The organism is Pseudomonas sp. PDM24 (genome assembly GCF_019218905.1).
Classification (GTDB): Bacteria; Pseudomonadota; Gammaproteobacteria; order Pseudomonadales; family Pseudomonadaceae; genus Aquipseudomonas.
This window is the reverse complement of record NZ_JAHUWR010000007.1, coordinates 226,114-250,622: the sequence shown is the minus strand read 5'-3', so window position 1 is coordinate 250,622 and position 24,509 is coordinate 226,114. Positions and strand designations below refer to the sequence as shown.

General features: G+C 59.5%; 24 protein-coding genes. 15 read left to right on the top strand and 9 right to left on the bottom strand.

Annotated elements, in window-relative coordinates:
* Nucleotides 1-15: 15 nt before the first annotated feature.
* On the bottom strand, nucleotides 16-975 hold the full coding sequence (locus KW837_RS22870; protein ID WP_218398705.1) for a MerR family transcriptional regulator: 960 nt from the start codon (nucleotides 973-975) through the stop codon (nucleotides 16-18).
* Nucleotides 976-1,184: 209 nt separating this feature from the next.
* Here KW837_RS22870 and KW837_RS22865 point away from each other — a divergent pair, with 209 nt between their 5' ends.
* The 7 genes from KW837_RS22865 to KW837_RS22835 all read left to right on the top strand — a co-directional run bounded on the left by KW837_RS22865 (nucleotide 1,185) and on the right by KW837_RS22835 (nucleotide 5,754).
* A complete protein-coding gene (locus KW837_RS22865) occupies nucleotides 1,185-1,754 on the top strand; it encodes an antibiotic biosynthesis monooxygenase (RefSeq protein WP_218398704.1) in 570 nt (189 codons plus the stop codon).
* Between the two features lie 176 nt (nucleotides 1,755-1,930).
* Nucleotides 1,931-2,641, top strand: a complete 711-nt coding sequence (gene folM, locus KW837_RS22860) for a dihydromonapterin reductase (RefSeq protein ID WP_218398703.1) — start codon at nucleotides 1,931-1,933, stop codon at nucleotides 2,639-2,641.
* Between the two features lie 22 nt (nucleotides 2,642-2,663).
* Nucleotides 2,664-3,239 carry a GTP cyclohydrolase I FolE gene (gene folE, locus KW837_RS22855; RefSeq protein ID WP_123501388.1) on the top strand — a complete coding sequence of 192 codons (576 nt, stop codon included), beginning with the start codon at nucleotides 2,664-2,666 and terminating at the stop codon, nucleotides 3,237-3,239.
* A gap of 2 nt (nucleotides 3,240-3,241) precedes the next feature.
* Entirely contained in the window at nucleotides 3,242-3,613 is a 372-nt protein-coding gene (gene folX / locus KW837_RS22850) for a dihydroneopterin triphosphate 2'-epimerase (protein WP_007901645.1), read from the top strand.
* A 68-nt stretch (nucleotides 3,614-3,681) separates the two neighbouring features.
* The gene (locus KW837_RS22845) at nucleotides 3,682-3,978 is read left to right on the top strand and encodes a DUF1244 domain-containing protein (RefSeq protein WP_018927179.1); all 297 of its coding nucleotides are present in this window, start codon (nucleotides 3,682-3,684) and stop codon (nucleotides 3,976-3,978) included.
* Nucleotides 3,971-4,309 carry a HopJ type III effector protein gene (locus KW837_RS22840; RefSeq protein ID WP_218398702.1) on the top strand — a complete coding sequence of 113 codons (339 nt, stop codon included), beginning with the start codon at nucleotides 3,971-3,973 and terminating at the stop codon, nucleotides 4,307-4,309. Before KW837_RS22845 ends, KW837_RS22840 begins: the two co-directional genes overlap by 8 nt.
* Before the next feature lie 194 nt (nucleotides 4,310-4,503).
* The gene (locus KW837_RS22835; protein ID WP_218398701.1) at nucleotides 4,504-5,754 is read left to right on the top strand and encodes an aspartate aminotransferase family protein; all 1,251 of its coding nucleotides are present in this window, start codon (nucleotides 4,504-4,506) and stop codon (nucleotides 5,752-5,754) included.
* Nucleotides 5,755-5,945: 191 nt separating this feature from the next.
* On the opposite strand, the gene trxB is transcribed toward KW837_RS22835, so the two are convergent.
* The gene (gene trxB / locus KW837_RS22830) at nucleotides 5,946-6,902 is read right to left on the bottom strand and encodes a thioredoxin-disulfide reductase (RefSeq protein WP_008070552.1); all 957 of its coding nucleotides are present in this window, start codon (nucleotides 6,900-6,902) and stop codon (nucleotides 5,946-5,948) included.
* A gap of 316 nt (nucleotides 6,903-7,218) precedes the next feature.
* On the opposite strand from trxB, the gene cysZ reads away from it, so the two are divergent.
* Both cysZ and KW837_RS22820 read left to right on the top strand, forming a co-directional pair.
* Nucleotides 7,219-7,974 (top strand): sulfate transporter CysZ, encoded by a 756-nt coding sequence (cysZ, locus tag KW837_RS22825; RefSeq protein ID WP_218398700.1) that lies wholly within the window; start codon nucleotides 7,219-7,221, stop codon nucleotides 7,972-7,974.
* A gap of 40 nt (nucleotides 7,975-8,014) precedes the next feature.
* The gene (locus KW837_RS22820; RefSeq protein WP_218398699.1) at nucleotides 8,015-9,214 is read left to right on the top strand and encodes a glycosyltransferase family 1 protein; all 1,200 of its coding nucleotides are present in this window, start codon (nucleotides 8,015-8,017) and stop codon (nucleotides 9,212-9,214) included.
* A gap of 119 nt (nucleotides 9,215-9,333) precedes the next feature.
* On the opposite strand, the gene KW837_RS22815 is transcribed toward KW837_RS22820, so the two are convergent.
* The 3 genes from KW837_RS22815 to KW837_RS22805 all read right to left on the bottom strand — a co-directional run bounded on the left by KW837_RS22815 (nucleotide 9,334) and on the right by KW837_RS22805 (nucleotide 11,738).
* Nucleotides 9,334-10,437, bottom strand: coding sequence for an NADH:flavin oxidoreductase (locus tag KW837_RS22815; RefSeq protein ID WP_218398698.1), 1,104 nt, complete (start codon nucleotides 10,435-10,437; stop codon nucleotides 9,334-9,336).
* A 209-nt stretch (nucleotides 10,438-10,646) separates the two neighbouring features.
* The gene (locus KW837_RS22810) at nucleotides 10,647-11,129 is read right to left on the bottom strand and encodes a glutathione peroxidase (RefSeq protein ID WP_218398697.1); all 483 of its coding nucleotides are present in this window, start codon (nucleotides 11,127-11,129) and stop codon (nucleotides 10,647-10,649) included.
* A 123-nt stretch (nucleotides 11,130-11,252) separates the two neighbouring features.
* Nucleotides 11,253-11,738, bottom strand: coding sequence for a peptidylprolyl isomerase (locus KW837_RS22805; RefSeq protein WP_007901600.1), 486 nt, complete (start codon nucleotides 11,736-11,738; stop codon nucleotides 11,253-11,255).
* Between KW837_RS22805 and KW837_RS22800 the strand changes: the two genes are divergently transcribed.
* From KW837_RS22800 to KW837_RS22790, 3 genes are read left to right on the top strand one after another with little or no spacing between them, the layout of a single operon-like run.
* On the top strand, nucleotides 11,707-12,045 hold the full coding sequence (locus KW837_RS22800) for a DUF3565 domain-containing protein (RefSeq protein ID WP_123499035.1): 339 nt from the start codon (nucleotides 11,707-11,709) through the stop codon (nucleotides 12,043-12,045). The genes KW837_RS22805 and KW837_RS22800 overlap by 32 nt on opposite strands.
* A gap of 60 nt (nucleotides 12,046-12,105) precedes the next feature.
* Nucleotides 12,106-14,205, top strand: a complete 2,100-nt coding sequence (pta, locus tag KW837_RS22795) for a phosphate acetyltransferase (RefSeq protein WP_123499023.1) — start codon at nucleotides 12,106-12,108, stop codon at nucleotides 14,203-14,205.
* Nucleotides 14,206-15,114 (top strand): acyltransferase, encoded by a 909-nt coding sequence (locus tag KW837_RS22790; protein ID WP_218398696.1) that lies wholly within the window; start codon nucleotides 14,206-14,208, stop codon nucleotides 15,112-15,114.
* 162 nt (nucleotides 15,115-15,276) lie between these two features.
* Here the strand turns inward: KW837_RS22790 and cysN are convergent, their stop codons facing one another.
* From cysN to KW837_RS22775, 3 genes are all read right to left on the bottom strand, one after another.
* Complete coding sequence (cysN, locus tag KW837_RS22785; RefSeq protein ID WP_218398695.1) at nucleotides 15,277-17,175, bottom strand: sulfate adenylyltransferase subunit CysN; 1,899 nt, start codon at nucleotides 17,173-17,175, stop codon at nucleotides 15,277-15,279.
* A 9-nt stretch (nucleotides 17,176-17,184) separates the two neighbouring features.
* On the bottom strand, nucleotides 17,185-18,102 hold the full coding sequence (cysD, locus tag KW837_RS22780; RefSeq protein WP_008008639.1) for a sulfate adenylyltransferase subunit CysD: 918 nt from the start codon (nucleotides 18,100-18,102) through the stop codon (nucleotides 17,185-17,187).
* 256 nt (nucleotides 18,103-18,358) lie between these two features.
* The gene (locus KW837_RS22775) at nucleotides 18,359-19,117 is read right to left on the bottom strand and encodes a Nif3-like dinuclear metal center hexameric protein (RefSeq protein ID WP_218398694.1); all 759 of its coding nucleotides are present in this window, start codon (nucleotides 19,115-19,117) and stop codon (nucleotides 18,359-18,361) included.
* A 103-nt stretch (nucleotides 19,118-19,220) separates the two neighbouring features.
* On the opposite strand from KW837_RS22775, the gene algW reads away from it, so the two are divergent.
* The 3 genes from algW (at nucleotide 19,221) to KW837_RS22760 (ending at nucleotide 23,336) form a co-directional block, all read left to right on the top strand.
* Nucleotides 19,221-20,378: a Do family serine endopeptidase AlgW gene (algW, locus tag KW837_RS22770; RefSeq protein WP_123499015.1), complete on the top strand. Its 1,158-nt coding sequence runs from the start codon at nucleotides 19,221-19,223 to the stop codon at nucleotides 20,376-20,378.
* Nucleotides 20,379-20,497: 119 nt separating this feature from the next.
* The gene (locus KW837_RS22765; protein WP_218398693.1) at nucleotides 20,498-22,603 is read left to right on the top strand and encodes a TonB-dependent siderophore receptor; all 2,106 of its coding nucleotides are present in this window, start codon (nucleotides 20,498-20,500) and stop codon (nucleotides 22,601-22,603) included.
* 13 nt (nucleotides 22,604-22,616) lie between these two features.
* Entirely contained in the window at nucleotides 22,617-23,336 is a 720-nt protein-coding gene (locus tag KW837_RS22760; protein WP_218398692.1) for a DUF4198 domain-containing protein, read from the top strand.
* A 119-nt stretch (nucleotides 23,337-23,455) separates the two neighbouring features.
* Here the strand turns inward: KW837_RS22760 and hisC are convergent, their stop codons facing one another.
* Nucleotides 23,456-24,508 (bottom strand): histidinol-phosphate transaminase, encoded by a 1,053-nt coding sequence (hisC, locus tag KW837_RS22755; RefSeq protein WP_218398691.1) that lies wholly within the window; start codon nucleotides 24,506-24,508, stop codon nucleotides 23,456-23,458.
* Nucleotide 24,509: the final 1 nt, after the last annotated feature.

Below are 24,509 nucleotides of genomic sequence, written 5' to 3'. Positions count from 1 at the left end.
TCAGTCTATCTACGCTCAGGTATCCAGGTTTCCCGCCAGGAACTGCTTCAGACGCTGGCGCATCAACACTCCCTCGCTTCCCAGACAACCGATCGATGATCCAGCCAGGCTCTCCTGCGCCAGGTCCGATGCCTCTCCGGCCAGCAACACCTGACAATCCAGGCTCATGGCCAAGCGTTTCAAACGTCTAGGCAGTTCCCCCGCCGGCGCGTGGTTGGAAATCATTATCAGTGCCTTGGGCCTGATCTTCTCGCAAACCAGAACCAACTCTTCGAAGGGCTGACCGATCGCCAACAACTGAATAGCCGAATCGACGCTGCTCAGATACAGCGCCGTGACCAACACGTCGAGTTCACGGCATTGATCGGCCAAGGCGCAGACAATGACTCGTCGCGGTTGCATGACTCGCACTAGCAACAGGCGTTGCAACACTCGAGATCGTAGAAAACCATCCAGAAAAAGCCACTCGCTAATCTGACCGAACGCTTCATGGCGTTGTAGCAATAGCTTCCAGACCGGAATCAGAATGTCCTGAAATACCACCGTCAGCGGGTAACTGGAAAAAACCTGACCGTAGACGTGCTCCAGCTGAACTTCGTCGAAAGCACTCACCGCAGCCTTGACCTGCTGCTGCCATTGGTCATAGTTGGCTTGAACGAGTTCGTTGGGAATGACCTGCGCCAGTACTTTGAGCGGTTCGGTCTTGGCCAGTATCTTGCCGACCTTGCTGACGGCAACACCGCGTTCAATCCAGCCGAGGATGCTACGAACCCGCTCGATATCGGTCACCGAATACAAACGGTGCCCGCTTTCGGTGCGTGTGGGTTGTATCAAACCGTACCGCCGCTCCCATGCACGTAGCGTGACCGGGTTGACCCCTGTCAGACGCGCAACCTCACGGATCGGAAACAGTTCTTCTCGAATCAGGGAGGTGCTGAAGGGCAAGCCAGGTGCAAGGTCGGTCAGCACAGGCATTTTGTAATCTACGTCCCTGTATAAAGTTGGATCCATTCTAACTCCACTGCCCCATTAGTAATCAACACGCCGTTGAACCAATTGGCACAGACGTCCCAGAAAAAATCAGGAATAATCCTTGCTTGTCTTGAGACGCAGCCCACCACCCCGGCGCTGTGTCTGGCGAAGCTCTTATCCGGAGCGACGCGTTTGCCCTACGGAGATACAAAATGTCTACCTCACCCGTCACCCTGATGGTTGCGCGCCGCGTCGCCGATGGGCGTTACCAGGACCTGATGGCCTGGTTGCGCGAAGGCGAACAACTGGCCACCGATTTCCCCGGTTACCTGGGCTCTGGCGTACTGGCTCCGCCGCCCAATGATGACGAGTTCCAGATTATCTTCCGCTTCGCCGACGAGCAGACCATGCACGCCTGGGAGCATTCCGCATCGCGCACTGCCTGGCTGGGGCGCGGCAGTGATCTGTTTGCCAATCCTTCGGAACATCGGGTCAGTGGCATCGATGGCTGGTTCGGTACGGTCGGCCAACGTCCGCCACGCTGGAAACAGGCCGTGGCCATCTGGTTGGCGTTCTTTCCGGTGTCCCTGTTGTTCAACTTTGTATTGGGGCCGCTGCTGGCTGAAACGGGTTTGCTGACCCGCGTGTTTGTCAGCACCCTGTGCCTGACGCCATTGATGGTGTATTTCTTCATTCCGCTGTCGACGCGTCTGCTGGCCGGGTGGCTGCATACCCCATCTGCACGTCCGTTGCCCGCCGAACCCACCCCCCAAAATCAATAACCCCTTTGTAGGAGCGAGGCTTGCCCGCGAAGAACGATGACACGGTTTGACAGATAGACCGAGTCGTCTCCTTCGCGGGCAAGCCTTGCTCCTACAAAAGCAAGGCCATCGCAGGACGTAGGTGAACAACTCCCGTCGCTGGTATAGTTTTGCTCTTACCGCGACGCGAGCCGTTCATGACCTCTACCGCAGCCCCAATCCTCATCACCGGTGCCGGCCAGCGTGTTGGCCTGCACTGTGCGCAGCGTTTGCTCGAAGACGGCCATCCGGTCATTTTCAGCTATCGCAGCGAACGCCCTGGTGTGCAAACCCTGCGTGATCTGGGGGCAACCTCGGTGTTTGCGGACTTTTCCAGCGAGGCCGGCATCCTTGCGTTCATCGGCGAACTGAAAAACCACACCGACAGTTTGCGGGCGGTTGTCCATAACGCTTCCGAATGGCTGGCCGAAACCCCGGGCACCGAAGCCGCGGCTTTCACCCGCATGTTCAGCGTGCATATGCTGGCGCCCTACCTGATCAACCTGCACTGTGCCGACCTGCTACGGCGTTCAAGTCCCGCCGACATCGTGCACATCAGCGATGATGTGACCCGCAGGGGCAGCAGCAAGCATATCGGCTACTGCGCCAGCAAAGCCGGGCTCGACAGCCTGACCCTGTCCTTTGCCGCGAAATACGCGCCCCGCATCAAGGTCAACGGTATCGCGCCAGCCCTGCTACTGTTCAATCCCGACGACGACGCGGCGTACCGCGCCAGGGTTCTGGCCAAATCGGCACTGGGCATCGAGCCCGGCAGCGAAGTGATCTACCAGAGCCTGCGTTATTTGCTCGACAACCCTTATGTCACCGGCACGACCCTGACCGTCAACGGCGGACGGCACGTCAAATAAGCCGCTCCCGCGAGGATGTCCCATGACGTTATTCCCGCCACACAACTCCTTGTCCCAGAGCTATCGCGAGATCCTGATCGGCCTCGGTGAAAACCCCGACCGCGAAGGGCTGCAAGACACCCCGGTGCGCGCCGCCAAGGCGATGCAATACCTGTGTCATGGTTACGAGCAAAGTGTCGACGAGATCGTCAACGGCGCGCTGTTTGCCTCAGACAACGATGAAATGATCATCGTCGACAACATCGAGCTGTACTCGCTCTGCGAACATCACATGCTGCCCTTCATCGGCAAGGCCCATGTGGCTTATATTCCAACGGGCAAGGTGCTGGGCCTGTCAAAGATTGCGCGGCTTGTGGATATGTTCGCCCGCCGACTGCAAATCCAGGAAAACCTCACCCGGCAAATCGCCGACGCCGTGCAGCAAGTGACCGACGCCGCCGGTGTCGCGGTGGTCATCGAAGCCCAGCACATGTGCATGATGATGCGCGGCGTCGAAAAACAGAATTCGACCATGAATACCTCGGTGATGCTCGGTGCCTTCCGCGAGTCGAGTAATACCCGCCAGGAGTTCCTGCAATTGATTGGACGGAGCAAGTAGCAATGCCACAACTTCAACCAGGAATGGCACGCATCCGGGTCAAGGACCTGTGTTTGCGAACTTTCATCGGGATCAACGAGGACGAAATCCTCAACAAGCAGGATGTGCTGATCAACCTGACCATCCTGTACGCCGCTCAGGATGCAGTGCGTGACAACGATATCGATCACGCGTTGAATTACCGCACCATCACCAAGGCGATCATCGCCCACGTGGAGGGCAATCGCTTTGCCCTGCTCGAACGCCTGACCCAGGAATTGCTGGACCTGATCATGGTCAACGAGTCAGTGCTGTACGCCGAAGTCGAAGTCGACAAGCCCCATGCCTTGCGCTTCGCCGAGTCGGTGTCGATTACCCTGGCCGCGAGCCGCTGACCGCGTCTGGCGCATCGGTCGCCAGGCTTTTATCATCCGCGCCACGATTTGATTGCACAGAGCCCATCATGAACGATCAACAACGCCTGGAACTTGAAGCCGCCGCCTTTCGCCGGCTGGTCGCGCACCTGGACAGCCGCAAGGACGTGCAGAACATCGACCTGATGAACCTCTCGGGTTTCTGCCGCAACTGCCTGTCCAAGTGGTACAAGGCCGCTGCCGATGAACGCCAGATCGACGTCAGCCTCGACGAAGCCCGCGAAGTGGTTTACGGCATGCCGTACGCCGAGTGGAAAGCCCAATACCAGAAAGAAGCCAGCGCCGACCAGCAAGCGGCGTTCGCCAAAGGAAAACCCAATGAGTGATTTGAACACCCTGCGCGCCAGCCTCAAGAGCGGCGAACACGCTTTCGCCGATACCTTGGCATTCATCGCAGCCGGTTACGACTATCAGCCCCAGGCGTTCAATAACGGCGGTGTGGAAAACGCCGCCGGGCAAAACGAAGGTTCGTGCAAGACCCTGGGCCTGGCATTGCTGGAAGGCTTGAGTGATGAAGAAGCGCTGTTAGCGTTTGGCGAGCATTACCGTTCGGTGGTGGCCACGCCTGAAGGCAGCGACCACGGCAATATCCGCGCGTTGATCGCTCATGGCTTGGCCGGTGTGAAGTTCTCGCAGCAGCCACTGACTCGCTGCTGAACGCTTTTTGTAGGAGCGAGGCTTGCCCGCGAAGGCGATCCCAAGAACGCCATCGCCGGCAAGCCGTACTCCTACAGGTATTAGCGGCACATCCCGACTTTTAATATTGACCCGGCGACTTTATTTCGTTTGCCGGGCACCGCTGCTCGCGGCTTAGATAAAAAGAAGCATCCCTTCTTCTGAGTCCGGTATCCATGAGCAGCGAAAACATCAGTCAGTCAATCAACATCGTTCATCCCGTCACGCTCAGCCACGGCAAAAACGCCGAGGTCTGGGGCACCGATGGCAAACGCTACATCGATTTCGTCGGTGGTATCGGCGTGCTGAACCTCGGCCATTGCCATCCACGCATCGTCGAGGCCATTCGCGAGCAAGCCACCCGGCTGACCCACTACGCGTTCAACGCCGCCCCGCATGCGCCTTACCTCGAACTGATGGATCGTCTGACGGCGTTTATCCCGGTGGATTACCCGGTCAGCGGCATGCTCACCAACAGCGGTGCAGAAGCGGCGGAAAACGCCCTGAAGATCGTCCGTGGCGCCACCGGCCGCACGGCAGTCATCGCCTTCGACGGCGCCTTCCACGGTCGCACACTCGCCACCCTCAACCTCAACGGCAAAGTCGCGCCCTACAAGCAGAAAGTCGGTGTGCTACCGGGGCCGGTGTTTCACCTGCCCTTCCCCAGCAAAGACAATGACGTGACCTGCGCCGAGGCCCTGAAGGCGATGGAGCGGCTGTTCAGCGTCGAAATCGACGTTGATGACGTGGCCTGTTTTATCGTCGAACCGGTACAGGGTGAAGCGGGTTTCCTGGCGATGGATGTGGAATTTGCCCAAGCGCTGCGACGTTTCTGTGATGACAAAGGCATCCTGCTGATCGCCGATGAAATCCAGTCCGGCTTCGGCCGTACCGGCCAGCGGTTTGCGTTCTCGCGATTGGGTATTGAACCGGACCTGATCCTGCTGGGCAAAAGCATTGCCGGCGGCGTGCCGCTGGGTGCGGTCGTCGGGCGCAAGTCGCTACTCGATAACTTGCCCAAGGGCGGATTGGGCGGCACCTATTCGGGTAATCCCATCGCCTGTGCCGCCGCGTTGGCGACCCTGGACGAAATGACTGACGCGCATCTGCACGCCTGGAGTGCGCAACAGGAAGAAGCGATTGTCAGCCGCTACGAATCCTGGCGAGCCCGCGAACTGTCACCGTATCTGGGCCGCTTGACCGGCGTCGGTGCCATGCGCGGCATCGAGCTGATCAATGCCGATGGCACACCGGCCTCGGCGCAGTTGACGCAGCTGCTGGCCCTTGCCCGAGACGCGGGCTTGCTGCTGATGCCCAGCGGCAAATCGCGGCACATCATTCGGCTGCTCGCGCCTTTAACTACAGAGGCGGCAGTGCTGGAGGAAGGGCTGGATATTCTTGAGGCGTGCCTCGCGAAATTGTCCTAATCCCAAAGTCCACGCAGTCCATGTGGGAGCGGGCTTGCTCGCGAATGCGGCATGTCAGTCGACATTCATATTGCCTGACACATCGCATTCGCGAGCAAGCCCGCTCCCACACCGAAAATGTGATCAGGCATTAAATCGTGTACACAAAAAAACCGGCCGAAGCCGGTTTTTTGCTTTCTACAGAATCAGAATCAAGCGTTCTGCAGATCGTCGAGGTAGCGCTCGGCATCCAGTGCCGCCATGCAACCGGCGCCGGCCGAGGTGATGGCCTGACGGTAGACGTGGTCAGCCACGTCACCGGCAGCGAAGATGCCTTCGAGGTTGGTCGCAGTGGCGTTGCCGTCACGGCCGCCCTGCACAACCAGGTAGCCGTCTTTCAACGTCAGCTGACCTTCGAACAATGAAGTGTTCGGGGTGTGGCCGATGGCGATGAACACGCCGTCGACTTTCAGCTCGTCGAAGCTGCCGTCGTTGTTCTTCAGGCGAGCACCGGTCACGCCCATGTTGTCGCCCAGCACTTCGTCCAGGGTGGAGTTCAGTTTCAGGACAATCTTGCCTTCGGCAACCCGGGCATTGAGCTTGTCGATCAGGATCTTCTCGGCGCGGAACGTTTCGCGACGGTGGATCAAGGTTACGGTGCTGGCGATGTTGGCCAGGTACAGGGCTTCTTCCACAGCCGTATTACCGCCACCGACCACAGCCACGGGCTTGTTGCGATAGAAGAAACCGTCGCAGGTCGCACAGGCCGAAACGCCTTTGCCCATGAACGTTTCTTCCGACGGCAGGCCTAGGTAGCGGGCGCTGGCGCCGGTGGCGATGATGAGTGCGTCGCAGGTGTAGGTCGCGCTGTCGCCAATCAGGGTGTACGGCTTGGCGGCGAAGTCCACGGCATTGATGTGATCGAACACGATCTCGGTTTCAAAGCGCTCGGCGTGCTCTTTCATCCGCTCCATCAGCGCCGGGCCGGTCAGGCCGTGGACGTCGCCCGGCCAGTTGTCGACTTCGGTGGTGGTGGTCAGTTGACCGCCAGCCTGCATGCCAGTGATCAGCAGTGGCTTGAGGTTGGCACGGGCTGCGTAGACCGCAGCGCTGTAACCGGCAGGGCCGGAACCGAGAATAATCACTCGCGAATGACGAACTTCAGACATGACCTGCTCCTGTTGACCGGGCCCGAAACACTGGGCGCGGAACGCCGGATTGCCGGCGGGAATAAAAAAGGACCGTTGAAAGCACTTGGGGAAGGCTTGGGCTCGACAGTCCTGTAAAAAGAATGGGTGCAGCGTATCGAGGGGGCGAAGATTAAGGAAATACGGTTTAACAATCCAGCTCATAGGCGGTCTCTATCCCATCGAGGTGAATATATAGACGCCTTTGTTACAGTTAATGTCGATGCCGCTACCGCGCTTTCGCCTGTCAGGCAAAGCCGGTAAGGTCGGCGCGTTTACCCTTTGCTCGGAGCACGTTATGCCCGCCCCCGTTCTGTCTGGCCCGCAATACCTGCGCGAGGGCCTCAAGCTGGTCCTGAGTCCCAGCCTGCGCTTGTTCGTGTTGTTGCCGCTGGCAATCAACCTGGTGCTGTTCGTCGGATTGATCTATCTGGCTGGCCATCAGTTCAGTATGTGGGTCGATACGCTGATGCCGTCCCTGCCCGATTGGCTGAGCTTTCTGAGCTACATCCTCTGGCCGATTTTTGTCGTGTTGGTGGTGTTGATGGTGTTTTTCACCTTCACCATGCTCGCCAACATCATCGCCGCGCCGTTCAATGGCTTCCTCGCGGAGAAAGTCGAAGTGGTGGTGCGCGGCACCGACGACTTCCCGGCCTTCAGCTGGGGCGAACTGATCGCCATGATCCCGCGCACCCTTTCCCGGGAAATGCGCAAACTCGGCTACTTCCTGCCCAGGGCCATCGGGCTGTTCATCCTGTCGTTGATCCCGGTGGTCAACATCATCGCCGCGCCGCTGTGGCTGCTGTTCGGGGTGTGGATGATGGCGATCCAGTACATCGATTACCCGGCGGATAACCACAAACTGGGCTGGAACGAAATGCTCGCCTGGCTGCGGCAGAAACGCTGGCAGAGCCTCGGTTTCGGCGGGAGCGTGTATCTGGTGTTGCTGATTCCGGTGGTCAACATTCTGATGATGCCGGCGGCAGTAGCCGGCGCAACGCTGTTCTGGGTACGTGAGCGTGGCGCGGAAAATCTGGTGGCAGAACACCGCTGATCGCGTCACAAATCCATCACTCAACCGTCACAATGACGACATGGCCTCAGCCGACACTGAGGTCATGACGACAACTCTGCATATCACCCTGATCACCGAAACCTTCCCTCCGGAAATCAACGGCGTTGCCAATACCCTTGGCCGCTTGTTCGACGGTTTGCGCGCACGCGGGCATCAGGTGGAGTTGGTTCGGCCACGTCAGGGTGGCGACCCGCTCATGGGCAGCAACGATGAGTTGCTGTTGTGTCGAGGCTGGCCGTTGCCGGGTTATCCCGGCCTGCAATGGGGTCAGTCGTCGATGCACAAGTTGCTGCGGCGCTGGAAACGCCATCGTCCGGACGTGTTGTACATCGCCACTGAAGGACCGCTGGGGTTATCCGCATTGCGCGCGGCACGGCGTTTGGGGATTTCGGTGGTCAGTGGCTTTCATACCAATTTTCAACAGTACTCCAGCCAATACGGCTTCGGGCTGCTGACCCGCTTGCTGACTCACTACCTGCGCTGGTTTCACAATCGCTCGACCCTGACCCTGGTGCCCAGCGCCAGCCAGCGACTGGAGCTGGAACGCCGCCGTTTCGAGCGCCTGGCGCTGCTCTCTCGAGGCGTCGACAGCCAGTTGTTTCATCCGGCCAAACGGCTGAAATCGCTGCGCGAGCAATGGGGACTGGCCGAGGAAGATATTGCCTTGATCCACGTAGGACGCCTGGCGCCAGAGAAAAATCTTGGCTTGCTCAAGCGGTGTTTCGACACGCTGAAAATGACTTATCCACAGCGAAAAATGAAATTGATTGTGGTTGGTGATGGGCCGCAACGATCGATGCTGGAGAAGGAATTGCCCGAAGCGATTTTCTGCGGCTCACAACGCGGCGAAGCCTTGGCCAGTCACTATGCGTCGGGGGATGTGTTTCTGTTTCCGAGCTTGACCGAAACTTTCGGCAATGTGGTGCTTGAGGCATTGGCCTCGGGGCTGGGGGTGGTGGCGTACGATCAGGCTGCGGCGGCCCAGCATATTCGCCATGGTTACAACGGCGTACTGGCCATGCCCGGGGATGAAGAGGCGTTCTGCGATGCAGCACGCTGGCTGCTGGAGGAGCGTGAAACCTTGCGCTGCGTGCGTCTTAATGCGCGCCAGCATGCGAGTCGTCAGGGTTGGGCGGCGATTATCGAGCAGTTCGAGGGGCAGTTGCGCGGGGCTTGTTTGCAGGGGCAATCCTTGCCTGATGCAGCGTTGTTGCCTTGAAAAGCTTCGCGGGCAAGCCTCGCTCCTACATTAGGGCTTGTGTCGGGTCAAAATAGTGTGATCGACACAAATTCTGTAGGAGCGAGGCTTGCCCGCGAAGAGGCCCGCCCGGATGCCGCTTAAACCAGCGTCATCAACGCCTCACGGCTGAACGGCAGAATGTCTTGCTCACGACCGTCCCGCACTTTCTGCGCCCAGTCCGGATCCACCAGCAACGCACGCCCCACGGCCACCAGATCGAACTCATCGTTATTCAGCCGCTCCAGCAGTTTTTCCAGGCTGGCCGGTTGGGCGATCTTGTCGGTGTTGACCATGAATTGCAGGAACTCGCCATCCAGGCCGACGCTGCCAACGGTGATGGTTGGCTTGCCAGTTAGTTTGCGAGTCCAGCCGGCCAGGTTCAGCTCGGAACCGTCGAACTCCGGCTCCCAGAAACGCCGCGTCGAGCAGTGGAAAATGTCCACGCCAGCGTCGGACAATGGCTGGAGGAATTCGCCCAGGGCTTGCGGGGTTTGTACCAAGCGCGCGGTGTAATCCTGCTGCTTCCACTGGGAGAAACGGAAGATAATCGGGAAACCTTCACCGACCGCTGTACGCACCGCCTGAATCAGTTCGATGGCGAAGCGCGAACGGTTCGCCAGACTGCCACCGTATTCGTCAGTGCGCTGATTGCTGCCTTCCCAGAAAAACTGGTCCACCAGATAACCGTGGGCACCGTGGATTTCCACGCCGTCCATGCCGATGCTCTGAGCATCCTTGGCGGCTTGGGCGAATGCGGCAATCACGTCCTGGATATCTTCCTTGGTCATGCCGTGAACCACGACCTGACCGTCCTTCAATTTTTCCGACGGACCGTAACCCGGCACGCTGGCGTCCGGCTCGGTGCCGATGCGGCGCACGCTGCCCACATGCCACAGTTGCGGAACGATTTTCCCGCCCTCGGCATGCACCGCATCGACGACTTTCTTCCAGCCGGCCAATGCCGCTTCACCATAGAAATGCGGCACGTTCGGATAGCCGTTGGAGGCCTTGTGACCGACGGTGGTGCCTTCGGTGATGATCAGCCCAACACCGGCAGCGGCGCGACGACGGTAGTACTCGATCACTTTGGAATTGGGCACGCCGCCCGGCGAAAACGAGCGGGTCATCGGCGCCATGACGACGCGGGTCGGCAACTCGAGAGCGCCTAGGTGAAAAGGCTTGAACAGGGCTTTGACAGGCATGGGACGCTCCACGGGACATAGACTTTATGACGGCGATAATATGCGGGGCGGCAAGCGATGCACAGCACTATTGATTGCGGTGATTAAGGTCTAAAAGATAGGAAGCATTGTAGGAGCGAGGCTTGCCCGCGAAGGCGTCATGTCAGTCGATATCAATGTTGAATGAGATGACGCTTTCGCGGGCAAGCCTCGCTCCTACAGAGGGGATGTCAGCTCAGCGCTTTTTCGATCGCCTGGATGACAGCATGATCATCTGGCGCCGTACGCGGCGAGAATCGCGCCAGCACGCGACCATCCTTGCCCAGCAGGAATTTCTCGAAGTTCCAGGTGATGTCGCCCGGAAATTCCGCGCCTTCGCCCGCCAGCAGACGATACAACTGATGACGCTCATGGCCGTTGACTTCCAGCTTGCTGGACAACGGAAAGGTCACGCCATAGTTGAGGCTGCAGAACGCCTGGATCTCCTGCTCGGTGCCCGGTTCCTGCCCGGCAAACTGGTTGCACGGTAAGCCCAGCACTCTGAAGCCCTTGTCCTTGTATTGCTGGTAGAGGTTTTCCAGCGCCGCGTACTGTGGGGTCAAACCACATTTGGAGGCAACGTTGACCACCAGCACGACACACCCCTTGAAGGGCGCCAAAGGTAGCTCCTGACCATCCAGGGCTGTCAGTTTAAGGTCGTGAAAAGCACTCATGACGAACTCCAAATTCCAGTGTTCTTCTCAAAACAGCCACTTGGCGGTGCCATCAAGGACAGCCGCGGACTAAAAAGGCGCCCTCGGGCGCCTCTCCAGCTCTCGAAAGCTTAGCGCAGAAAATCAGTGGTGATGGCCACCTTCGCCATGGACGTGACCATGAGCGATTTCTTCCTGGCTGGCGTCACGGATGTCGATGATCTTGACCTGGAAATTCAGGCGCTGACCGGCCAACGGATGGTTGCCGTCGACAGTGACATCGTCGCCGTCCAGATCACGAATGGTGACGATCTGCATCTGGCCGTCCGGAGCGGATGCGTGGAACTGCATGCCCACTTCCAGCTCGTCGACGCCTTCGAACATGCTGCGGCTCAAAGTGCTGACCAGTTCGGCAGCGTATTCGCCATAGGCATCTTCAGGTTCTACGGCGACAGTCAGTTCGTCACCGACTGCTTTGCCTTCCAGTGCCTTTTCCAGGCCCGGGATGATGTTACCTGCGCCTTGCAGGTAGACCAGCGGCGCGCCGCCGGCGGAGCTGTCGATGACCTCACCAGCGTCGTTGGTCAGGGTATAGTCGATGGAGACAGCCTTATTGGCGGCGATCAGCATGGGGCGAGACCTTTTGCATAAGAATATAGAAAGACCAAGTTTAGCGAAGCAATCGTCTGAAAGCGAACACAACCCGGACAGACGGGGTGCGGCAAAGGGCTCGACGGTCACAGGCTTCCATCAGGATGAAGACGGACACTGGGTAGCCGAGCTTTCCTGCGGCCATACCCAACACCTGCGGCACCAGCCGCCGTGGCAATCCCGGGCCTGGGTGCTGGACCCTTCGTTGCGTAATGAAAAAATAGGCCAGCCCTTTGATTGCGGATGGTGCGCACAAGGCTCGGTTAGCGATAACCTTGACGACTGAATTTCGGTAGAACGCCAGCCATAGGCGCTCACCATTGCCATGCACCCTTAGAGAATCCGCATGCAAACTTTTTTTATCGCGCCCACCGATTTTGGTGTGGGTCTGACCTCCATCAGCCTCGGGCTGGTGCGTACGCTTGAGCGGGCCGGTCTCAAAGTCGGCTTTTTCAAACCGATTGCCCAGCCGCACCCGGGTGACACGGGCCCTGAACGCTCCACCGAACTGGTGGCCCGCACCCACGGTTTGAAACCGCCTCAGCCACTGGGCCTGGCCCACGTTGAGCGAATGCTCGGCGACGGTCAGTTGGACGAACTGCTCGAAGAAATCATCACCCTTTATCAGCAAGCCGCTGTCGGCAAGGACGTGCTGATTGTCGAAGGCATGGTCCCGACCCGCAGCGCCAGTTACGCGGCGCGGGTCAACCTGCATTTGGCCAAGAGCCTGGACGCCGATGTGATTCTGGTCTCGGCACCGGAAAACGAAGTGCTGACTGAATTGTCCGGCCGGGTGGAATTGCAGGCGCAATTGTTCGGCGGGCCGAAAGACCCGAAAGTCCTGGGCGTGATCCTCAACAAGGTCAAGACCGACGAAAGCATGGAGGCCTTCGCCTCGCGCCTGAAGGAGCACTCGCCATTGCTGCGCAGTGGCGACTTCCGCCTGCTCGGCTGCATCCCGTATCAACCGGAACTGAATGCACCGCGCACCCGTGACGTGGCCGACCTGATGGGCGCTCAGGTGCTCAACGCCGGCGACTATGAAACCCGGCGCATGACCAACATCATCATCTGCGCCCGCACCGTGCGCAACACTGTGGAGCTGCTCAAACCCGGTGTGCTGGTGGTAACCCCCGGCGATCGCGACGACATCATCCTCGCCGTCAGCCTCGCGGCGATGAACGGCGTGCCTCTGGCCGGCCTGTTGCTGACCAGCGACACCCTTCCCGACCCGCGCATCATGGATCTGTGCCGTGGCGCCTTGCAGGCCGGCTTGCCGGTGTTATCGGTCAGCACCGGTTCCTACGACACCGCCAACCAGTTGAACAGTTTGAACAAGGAAATCCCGATCGACGACCGCGAACGTGCGGAAATCATCACCGATTTCGTCGCCAGCCACCTTGACGCCAACTGGCTGCACCAGCGCTGCGGCACGCCACGGGAAATGCGCCTGTCGCCTGCGGTGTTCCGCTACCAGTTGATCCAGCGCGCCCAGGCCGCCAACAAGCGCATCGTGTTGCCCGAAGGCAGCGAGCCGTTGACCGTGCAGGCCGCCGCGATCTGCCAGGCCCGCGGCATTGCCCGTTGCGTGTTGCTGGCCAAACCGGCGGACGTCGAAGCCGTCGCCCGCGCCCAAGGCATCGAGTTGCCGCCGGGGCTGGAAATCCTCGATCCGGACCTGATTCGCGAACGCTACGTCGAGCCAATGGTTGCACTGCGCAAGACTAAAAGCCTCAACGCGCCGATGGCCGAGCAACAACTGGAAGACACCGTGGTGATCGGCACCATGATGCTGGCGCTGGATGAAGTCGACGGGCTGGTGTCAGGGGTCATTCACTCCACCGCCAATACCATCCGCCCGGCCCTGCAACTGATCAAGACCGCGCCGGGCTGCACGCTGGTGTCGTCAGTGTTCTTCATGCTTTTCCCCGAGGAAGTGCTGGTCTACGGCGACTGCGTGATGAACCCGCACCCCAGCGCCAGCGAACTGGCCGAGATCGCGCTGCAAAGCGCCGACTCGGCAGCCGCCTTCGGCATCACCCCGCGCGTGGCGATGATCAGCTACTCCAGCGGTGAATCGGCTAGCGGCGAAGAAGTCGAGAAGGTGCGCGAAGCGACGTTGCTCGCCCATGAACAACAGAACTCGCTACTGATCGACGGCCCATTGCAATACGACGCCGCCGCCAACGAAACCGTTGCCCGGCAACTGGCGCCGAACAGCCAGGTCGCCGGGCGTGCCACGGTGTTCGTGTTCCCCGACTTGAACACCGGCAACACCACCCACAAAGCCGTGCAGCGCAGCGCCGACTGCGTCAGCCTCGGGCCGATGCTGCAAGGCCTGCGCAAACCAGTGAATGACCTGCCGCGCGGCGCGCAGGTCGACGACATCGTCTACACCATCGCGTTGACCGCGATTCAAGCTGCCAACCGACCTTTGGATGTTTAAATGCTGGATTTTCTACCTGCACCCGTGCGCGGCGTGATCGCCTCGCTGTTGTTGGCGCTGAACACGATTGTCTGCTGCACGCCGCTGTTCGTGGTGGCGATCTTCAAACTGCTGCTGCCCTTCCCCGCCGCCCAACGTTTTACCGATTGGCTGATGAGCCATATCCACGAAGCCTGGATCAGCAACAACAAGGCCTGGATGGATCTGCTCGGGCACACGCGCTGGCAGCTCAGCGGGCTGGAAGGTCTGGACTATCAGCACTCGTACCTGATCACCAGCAACCACCAGAGCTGGGTCGACATCATGGTGTTGCAGTACGTGCTCAACCGGCGCATCCGCCCGCTGAAGTTCTTTCTCAAACAGCAACTGATCTGGGTTCCAGTGATCGGTCTGGCGTGGTGGGCGCTCGGCTTTCCGTTCATGAAGCGCTACTCCAAGGCCTACCTGGAGAAGCACCCGGAGAAGAAAGGCAAAGACCTGGAAACCACCCGCAAGACCTGCGACAAGTTCCGCAATAACCCGGTGGGGATTTTCAACTTCGTCGAAGGCACGCGCTTCACCGAGGGCAAGCACGTACAGCAGAGCTCACCGTTCCGCTACCTGCTCAAGCCGAAAGCAGGTGGTATTGCCTTCGTGCTGGATGCCATGGGCGACCAGCTGGAAGCCATCGTCAACGTGACCATTCACTATCCGGCCGGGCGGCCGGGTTATTGGGATTTGCTCTGTGGGAACGTGAAGGATGTGGTGGTGCATTTTCAGGAGCTGAAGATTCCACCGCAGTTCGTCGGCAAGAACTACGACCAGGACGGTGTATATCGCCTGGAGTTTCAGGGTTGGATCAATCAGCTGTGGAATGACAAGGATGCGCTGCTGGGGCAGATGCACCGGGAGTATCCCGCCAAAGTTTGAGGTGTTTGTACCGGCCTCTTCGCGGGCAAGCCTCGCTCCTACAGGTCGGGGTGATCGCAATTAACCTGTAGGAGCGAGGCTTGCCCGCGAAGGCGTCCTCCCAGACACAAAAAAACCCGCAGACGATCACTCATCTGCGGGTTTTTTATTGGCAGCTAACGCTTAGATCGCGCCACGCTTGCGCAGCAGATCCAGCACTTGCTTGACGCTTTCTTCCAGCGACAGCGACTGGGTGTCGATCACCAGATCGGCATTCAGCGGCACGTCGTACGGGAAGGATTCGCCCGGGATGTTATCGCCACCCGCCGCGTACAGACCTTGCGGATCACGCTCGGCACAGACCGTCGGAGAGGCCTGGACGTAGACCGTCAGCAGACGCTCCTTGCCGATCAGTTCCCTGGCCTGCTCACGACCTTCAGCACTCGGCGCAACGAAGGCTGCCAAGGTCAACAGACCCGCTTCGTTGAACTGCCGCGCAACGTGCGCTGCACGACGCCAGTTTTCGGTACGCCCGGCACGATCATGTGGCAGGCCTTTATTCAGGTCATGACGCAGGTTCTGGCCATCGAGCACAAACACTGCGCGGCCCATGTCGAACAGCTTGCGTTCAACCGCGTAAGCCAGAGTGCTTTTGCCAGCGCCCGACAGGCCGCTGAACAACACGGTGGCCGGTTGCTGGCCGAAGCGCTGGGCGCGTTCTTCGGTAGCCACATGCGCCAGTTTGCCGTGGTGGGTGCTGCTGCCATGGCTCAACGGCTGAGCGATGATCATGCCGGCCGCGACCGTGCCGTTGGTCAGTCGATCGATGACGATGAACGAACCGGTGGTGCGGTTGCTGTCATAACCGTCCAGCGCGATGGCCGCGTCGAGGCTGATCTTGACCCGACCGATCTCGTTCAACTGCAGCGAGCTGGCGGGACCTTCGGCCAGGGTGTTCACGTCCACGCGATTGACGATGCTGGTGATCGAACCCGGCACGTAAGTCGTGGCGCGCTTGATGTCGTATTTCTTGCCCGGCAGCATCGGCTCTTCGGCCATCCACACCAGCATGGCGTCGAAGGCGTCAGTCACTTGCGGCTGGTTGTCGGCATGCACCAGCAAGTCGCCGCGGGAGATGTCGATTTCGTCTTCCATGGTCAGCGTCACGGCTTGACCAGGACCTGCATGCTCCAGTTCACCTTCGAAGGTGACAATGGATTTCACCCGGCTGCTCTTGCCCGACGGCAACACAACGACTTCATCGCCCTTGTGCACGATGCCGCTGGCCAGGGTGCCGGCGAAACCACGGAAGTTCAGGTTCGGGCGGTTGACGTACTGCACCGGGAAACGCAGGTCGGTGTAGTTGCGGTCGCTGGCGATTTCGACGGTTTCGAGGATTTCCATCAGCGACTGGCCGGTGTACCACGGCGAGCGCTCGGACTTGTTCACCACGTTGTCGCCCTTGAGCGCCGACATCGGCACGAACGCCATGGTGGTCGGCTTGAACGCGATGCCTTCGGCGAACTTCAGGTAATCGGCCTTGATCGACTCGAAGATTTTTTCGTCGAAGCCGTTGAGGTCCATCTTGTTGATGGCGACAACGATGTGCTTGATGCCCAGCAACGAGGCGATAAAGCTGTGGCGACGGGTCTGCGTCTGCACGCCATAACGGGCGTCGACCAGAATGATCGCCAAGTCACAGGTGGAGGCACCGGTGGCCATGTTGCGGGTGTACTGCTCATGGCCGGGGGTATCGGCGATGATGAATTTGCGCTTGGCGGTGGAGAAATAGCGGTAGGCGACATCAATGGTGATGCCCTGCTCACGCTCGGCCTGCAAGCCGTCGACCAGCAACGCCAGGTCGATGTCTTCACCGGTGGTGCCGACTTTTTTCGAGTCGCGGGTAATGGCTTCCAGGTGATCTTCGTAGATCATCTTGGAGTCGTGCAGCAGGCGCCCGATCAGGGTGCTCTTGCCGTCGTCGACGTTGCCACAGGTCAGAAAGCGCAGCATTTCCTTGCGTTCGTGCTGGCCCAGGTAGGCGAGGATGTCCTCGCTGATCAAATCAGATGCGTGCGACATGACAACCCCTTAGAAATAACCCTGACGTTTCTTTTCTTCCATCGAACCGGCGCCATCGTGATCGATGACCCGGCCCTGGCGTTCGGAAGTTCGCGTCAGGAGCATTTCCTGAATGATGTCGGTCAGGCTGGTGGCCTCGGACTCGACCGCACCGGTCAACGGGTAGTCGCCCAGCGTACGGAAACGGACCTTTTTCTTGACGATGCGCGCCTTGTCTTCGTCGCTCAGGTGATTGAGCAGGCGCTCGTCGTCGATCATGATCCAGGTGCCATTCATCTCGATGACATCGCGTTCGGCTGCGAAATACAGCGGCACGATCGGGATACCTTCGAGGTAGATGTACTGCCAGATGTCCAGCTCGGTCCAGTTCGACAACGGGAATACGCGGATCGATTCGCCCTTGTTGACCTTGCCGTTGTAGACGTTCCACAACTCGGGACGCTGGTTTTTCGGGTCCCAGCGGTGCTTGGTATCGCGGAAGGAATACACGCGCTCTTTGGCACGGGATTTCTCTTCGTCGCGACGGGCGCCACCGAATGCCGCATCGAAGCCGTACTTGTCGAGGGCCTGCTTGAGGCCTTCGGTCTTCATGATATCGGTGTGCTTGGCACTGCCGTGGGTGAGCGGGTTGATACCCTGTGCAACACCCTCGGGATTCACGTGCACCAGCAGGTCCAGGCCGAGTTCTTCGACCATGCGGTCGCGGAACGCGTACATTTCCTTGAACTTCCACTGGGTGTCGACGTGCATCACCGGAAACGGAAGTTTGCCCGGGAAGAATGCCTTGCGTGCCAGGTGCAGCATCACGGCGGAGTCTTTACCGACGGAGTACAGCATCACCGGGTTATCGAACTCGGCGGCGACCTCGCGGATGATGTGGATGCTTTCGGCCTCCAGCTGTTTCAGATGCGTCAGTTTGTCGACCATGGCTACTCACGAAAACGATCTTATGGACGGCCTGCGGGCCGTGTTCGAGCGGGGAATCCTAGCACAGCGCCCTCTTCTAATCAGGACGCTGGCTAGATCGAAAGGGTATATGAATATACCCCCTCGTTTGGCACCACACCCTGTAGGAGCGAGGCTTGCCCGCGAAGAACGATAACGCGGTATTCCTGATGAACCGCGTTATCGTTCTTCGCGGGCAAGCCTCGCTCCTACAGGGCAACCCCATTCAGTTTTGAAATCAGATAGGGTTCGGGCAATCAATAAAGATGTGCTCAAGGGCGAAGCGTCGCGCCAGGTAATCCCCCAATGCCTGCACGCCGTAACGCTCGGTGGCGTGGTGGCCGGCGGCGATGAAGCTGATGTCGTTTTCCCGGGCGCTGTGGAACGTCTGCTCCGAGGCCTCGCCGCTGAGGTACAGATCAACGCCGGCCAACACCGCCTGATCAATGTACCCTTGGCCACCACCGGTGCACCAGCCGACCCGACGAATCATCTCGCTGCCTTCGATCAGCAATGGCTCGCGCCCCATGACTTCCTGCACGCGACGGGCGAAATCGCGAGGGGTCATCGGTTCGCTCAACGAGCCGACCAGGCCAACGATTTTCAGATTGTCCGGATCCAGCGGGCCTTCGACGGTGATGTCCAGTTGCCGGGCAAGCTGCACGTTATTACCGACTTCCGGGTGCAGATCCAGCGGCAAGTGATAGGACAGCAGGCTGATATCCTGCTTGAGCAAGGTTTTCAACCGGCGCTGCTTCATGCCGGTGATGCACGGGTTTTCACCTTTCCAGAAATAGCCGTGATGCACCAGCACCAGATCGGCTTGGGCCTCTACCGCGGCGTCCAGCAACGCCTGGCTTGCAGTAACACCGCTGACGATGCGCATCACTTGCGGCCGGCCTTCGACCTGCAAACCATTGGGGCAGTAATCGGCGATCTTCGCACTTGCCAGGTAGCGGTCGGCTTCTTCGACCAGGGTGCTCAGGGCAACGGCCATAAAAGACTCCTAAATATCCCGTTCAGAGGCGCGCTCGGCCTCGTATAATGCGCGACATTATGGGCGGTCTCACACCGCCTGCAACCTCTGTAGGACTTGCTTAATGCTCAAGGCGCTGCGTTTTTCCGGCTGGCCGCTGTTGGCCGGCGTGCTTATCGCTCTATTGATTATGCAGCGTTACCCGGAGTGGGTCGGGTTACCGAGCCTGGACGTCAATCTGCAGCAAGCCCCGCAAACCATCGGTCTGCAGCAGGGCCCGGTGTCCTATGCCGACGCGGTGACCACGGCCGCGCCGTCGGTGGTCAATCTGTACACCACCAAAGTGGTCAACAAGCCCAGCCATCCGCTGTTCGAAGACCCTCAGTTCCGCCGCTTCTTCGGCGACAACTCGCCCAAGCAGAAGCGCATGGAGTCGAGCCTCGGTTCGGGCGTGATCATGAGCCCGGAAGGTTATCTGCTGACCAACAACCACGTGACCAGCGGTGCCGACCAGATCGTGGTGGCGCTCAAGGATGGCCGTGAAACCCTGGCCCGGGTCATCGGCAGCGACCCGGAAACCGACCTCGCGGTATTGAAGATTGACCTGAAAAACCTGCCGTCGATCACCGTCGGCCGTTCCGACAATATCCGCATCGGCGACGTGGCCCTGGCCATCGGCAACCCCTTCGGCGTCGGCCAGACCGTGACCATGGGCATCATCAGCGCCACCGGGCGCAATCAGCTGGGGCTGAACAACTACGAAGACTTCATCCAGACCGATGCCGCGATCAACCCCGGCAACTCCGGCGGTGCACTGGTGGACGCCAATGGCAACCTGACCGGCATCAACACGGCGATCTTCTCCAAGTCTGGCGGTTCTCAGGGCATCGGCTTCGCGATCCCGGTCAAACTGGCGATGGAAGTGATGAAGTCGATCATCGAACACGGCCAGGTGATTCGCGGTTGGCTCGGCATCGAAGTGCAACCCTTGAGTCAGGAACTGGCGGAATCGTTTGGTCTGTCGGGACGTCCGGGGATTGTGGTCGCGGGGATTTTCCGTGACGGCCCGGCGCAAAAGGCCGGCCTGCAACTGGGCGACGTGATCCTTAGCATCGACGGTGAACCGGCCGGCGACGGTCGCCGCTCGATGAACCAGGTGGCGCGAATCAAGCCGACCGACAAGGTCACCATTCAGGTAATGCGCAACGGTAAAGAGCTCAAGCTCACGGCAGAAATCGGTTTGCGTCCGCCACCCGCGCCGATCAAGGAAAAAGAAGAGTAGCTGCCGCAGGCTGCGATCTTTCCGAGGTCTTTGAAAGCACAGAGACAGCCAGCCTTAAACGAATACATTCTCATTAGGCATGTTATATTGTTTCAATGTCACTATTGGAACAACATAACATGTCGTCTCGAACAATGGCTTCCCTCGCAGGCCTGGCCCTCGGTTTGCTGGGGGATCCGGTCTTCGCCAAAGAGTCGCAAACCGTTGAACTGGACGCCATCAGCGTCACCTCCGACTACGAATCCCCCACCGGCCCGGTCAGGGGTTACCGCGCCACGCGCTCTTCCAGCGCAACCAAAACCGACACGGCCACTCGCGATATCCCGCAATCGATCAGTGTGGTTCCCATCAGTGTGCTCAAGGATCTGGGCAGCACCAGCGTCGAACGCGCGCTGGAATTTGCCGGCGGCGTGTCGAAACAGAACAACTTCGGCGGCCTGACGCTCTACGAATACAGCGTGCGCGGCTTCACCACGTCGGAGTTCTACAAGGACGGTTTCAGCGCCAACCGCGGCTATCCAAGCACGCCGGACGTGGCCAACATCGAACGCATCGAAGTGCTCAAAGGCCCGGCCGCCAGCCTCTATGGTCGTGGCGATCCGGGCGGTACGGTGAACATCGTCACCAAGAAACCCCAGCCTGAAGCCTTCACCACTCTGCAAACCAGCACCGGCAGTTGGGATCGCTATCGCACCGCCGTGGACGTCAACACACCGCTGGATGATGATGGCAACGTTCTGTCCCGGGTGAACCTGGCTGTCGAGGACAACCACAGCTTCCGCGATCACGTCGACAGTCAGCGTGTGTTCGTTGCGCCTTCGTTCAGCTGGCAACTGAACCCGGACACCCACCTGTTGGTGGAGAGTGAGTTCGTGCGCCACAGCTCGACCTTCGATCGCGGTGTCGTCGCGCCGAACAATAAATGGAGCGGTGTCTCCCGTTCGACCTTCCTTGGCGAACCCAACGATGGCGACATCGACAACCACAACAATCTGCTGCAAGCCGCCCTCGAACATCAGCTCAACGACCGCTGGAAACTGCGCCTCGCCAGCCATTACAAGGAAGGCAAGCTCTGGGGCTTCGCCTCCGAAACTCGTCCCTTGAACGCCGACGGCCACACCGTCAACCGCCGCTATCGCGAGCGCGACACCAATTGGCACGACAGCATCACCCAACTCGAACTGCGCGGTTTGTTCGACATCGGCAGTTGGCAACACGAACTGCTGATCGGCAGCGAATACGAGAACTTCCGCAAGAACGAACGGGTCACGACCATTGCCGGCGGCCCTTACGCTATCGATATCTATCGGCCGATTTACGGCCAGCCGAAACCTGATGGCGCGCGCTCCGGGACCGACTTCTTCGAGCACGTCGAAAGCCAGGCGCTGAACCTTCAGGACCAGATCGTCTTCACCGACAAACTGCGCGGCATGCTCGGTGCGCGCTTCGAGCATTTCGAACAAAGCATCGACGATCACAGCCGCAACGCCACCAGCCGCCAGCGCCACGACGCACTGACCCAGCGAGCCGGCCTGCTCTACCAACTGACGCCCGAAGTGGGGTTGTTCGCCAACGCCTCCACTTCGTTCAAACCGAACAATGGGCTGGACGCCGCCGGCAAATCCTTCGACCCGGAAGAAGGCGTCGGTTATGAAGTCGGGATCAAGAGCGAGCTGTTCGACGACCGCTTGAGCACCACCCTCGCCGCCTTCCATATCGAAAAGGAAAACGTCCTGGCCCTCGACCCGAGCACCGACTCCAGCCGCGCCATGGGCAAGGCCCGCAGCCAGGGAGTGGACCTGCAAGTCACCGGACAAGTGACCGATGCAGTGCGAGTGATCGGCGCCTTCGCTTACATCGACGCCGAAGTCACCCAGGGCGACAAGGTCATTCCCACCGGCAGCCGAATTCTCGGCGTGGCCAAACGCAGTGGCAGTCTGTTGGGTGTTTATGAATTTCAGGACGGTCATTTGCGCGGTTCGGACCTTGGCGCAGCGTTCACCTATGTCGGCGATCGCTCGGGTGAAGCCGGCAGCGATTTCGAACTGCCGGCCTACCACACCGTCGACCTGCTGGCCCATTACAAGGCCAGCGAAAACGTCACCGTGGGCCTGAACCTGAACAATCTTTTCGACGAGAAATACTTCGAGCGTTCCTACAGCAACTACTGGGTCAACCCCGGAGAACCGCGCAATTTCACCGTCAGCCTGACACTCAACCTGTAAAAGGACGTCCACCATGCAACACCTAAAATCCCTGGCGCTACTCAGTCTTTTGTGTGCCGGCCAAGTCTCGGCCCACGGTCTCTGGACCGAAGAACGTCGCGGCAACATCGAAGTCATCTACGGCCACGGTGCCGAAGACAACGCCTTCAAGGCACAGAAAATCAGCGGCGCGTGGGCCTATGACGTAGCCGGAAAAATGATCCCGGTGAACGTGCAACGGCTGGCCGACCACGCCCGCCTGCAACCGTTGAAACCACCAGCAGTGATGGCCGTGGCGTTGAACAATGGCATGTGGTCGCAGACGGCGGATAAGAAATGGATCAACGAAGGACGCAGCAAAGTGCCGGGGGCCATTGAGTCGACCCAGACTTTCAAATACAGCCTGGCGATCTACCAGCCGGGGGCGAAGCTGCCGAAGCTCGATCAGATGAAACTGCTGATTCTGCCGGAGGTTGATCCGCTAACCGTGGGGCCGGGCAAGTCGTTGCCGGTTCGAGTGCTGCTGGACGGTAAGCCGGCGGCGGGTGTGAAGTTGGTGGGCGACTATCGCAGCGCGCCGAATACCTTAAGCACCGAGACCGATGCAGAGGGTCGGGCGCAAGTATTGGTGCGCAATGAAGGGTTGAATGTGATTGCGGCGCAGATGGAGATTGCGCTGAAGGACAACCCGGACGTGGCGACACGTGGGTTGTTCACATCGCTGACCTTCCTGGGCGAAGCGCATCACGAGTAAACCCCACCACCCCCTGTAGGAGCGAGGCTTGCCCGCGAAGAACGATAACTCGGTGTAACAGGTAAACCGTGTCATCGTTCTTCGCGGGCAAGCCTCGCTCCTACGGGATCAGCGATGGATTAGAGATCGCCGAGGCCGTCGATCAGCGCCTGATTCTGCTCCGGCGCGCCGATGGAAATCCGCAGGAACTGGGCAATCCGCTCCTGCTTGAAGTGCCGAACGATCACGCCCTGTTCGCGCAACTTCGCCGCCAGCCCTGCCGCATCGTGCTTCGGGTGACGGGCGAAAATGAAGTTTGCCGCCGAAGGCAACACCTCAAACCCCTTCGCCTCCAGCTGCGCGACCACCTTCTCGCGACTCTCGATGACCAACCGGCAGGTCTTGTCGAAATACTCACGATCCTCGAACGCTGCCGCAGCCCCGACAATCGCCAGACGATCCAGCGGATAGGAGTTGAAGCTGTTCTTGATCCGCTCCAGCGCCTCGATCAGATCCGGATGCCCCACCGCCAGGCCAACCCGCAGGCCCGCCAGTGAACGGGACTTGGACAGGGTCTGAGTCACCAACAGGTTCGGATAACGGTCCACCAGCGTGATCGCCGTTTCACCACCGAAATCAATGTAAGCCTCATCCACCACGACCACCGAATCCGGGCTGGCCTTGAGGATTTGCTCAACCGCGTCCAGCGCCAACAGGCAACCGGTCGGCGCGTTCGGGTTGGGGAAAATGATCCCGCCGTTCGGCTTGGCGTAGTCCGCCGGGTTGATCTGGAAGTGCTCATCCAGCGGCACCGCGTCGAAAGCAATGCCATACAAACCGCAGTAAACCGGATAGAAGCTGTAGCTGATGTCCGGGAACAGCACTGGATTATCGTGTTGCAGCAAGCCGTGAAAAATGTGCGCCAGGACTTCATCGGAACCGTTGCCGAGAAATACCTGATTGCTCTGCACGCCGTAATACCTGGCCACCGCGTTCTTCAGCAGGTCGCTGTTCGGGTCCGGGTACAGACGCAGGTTATCGTTCAGTTCGGTTTGCATCGCGGCCAACGCTTTGGGCGATGGACCGTACGGGTTCTCGTTGGTGTTGAGCTTCACCAGTTTCGCCAGCTTCGGCTGCTCGCCCGGCACGTAGGGCACCAGGCTCTTGACGAAGGGACTCCAGAATTTACTCATG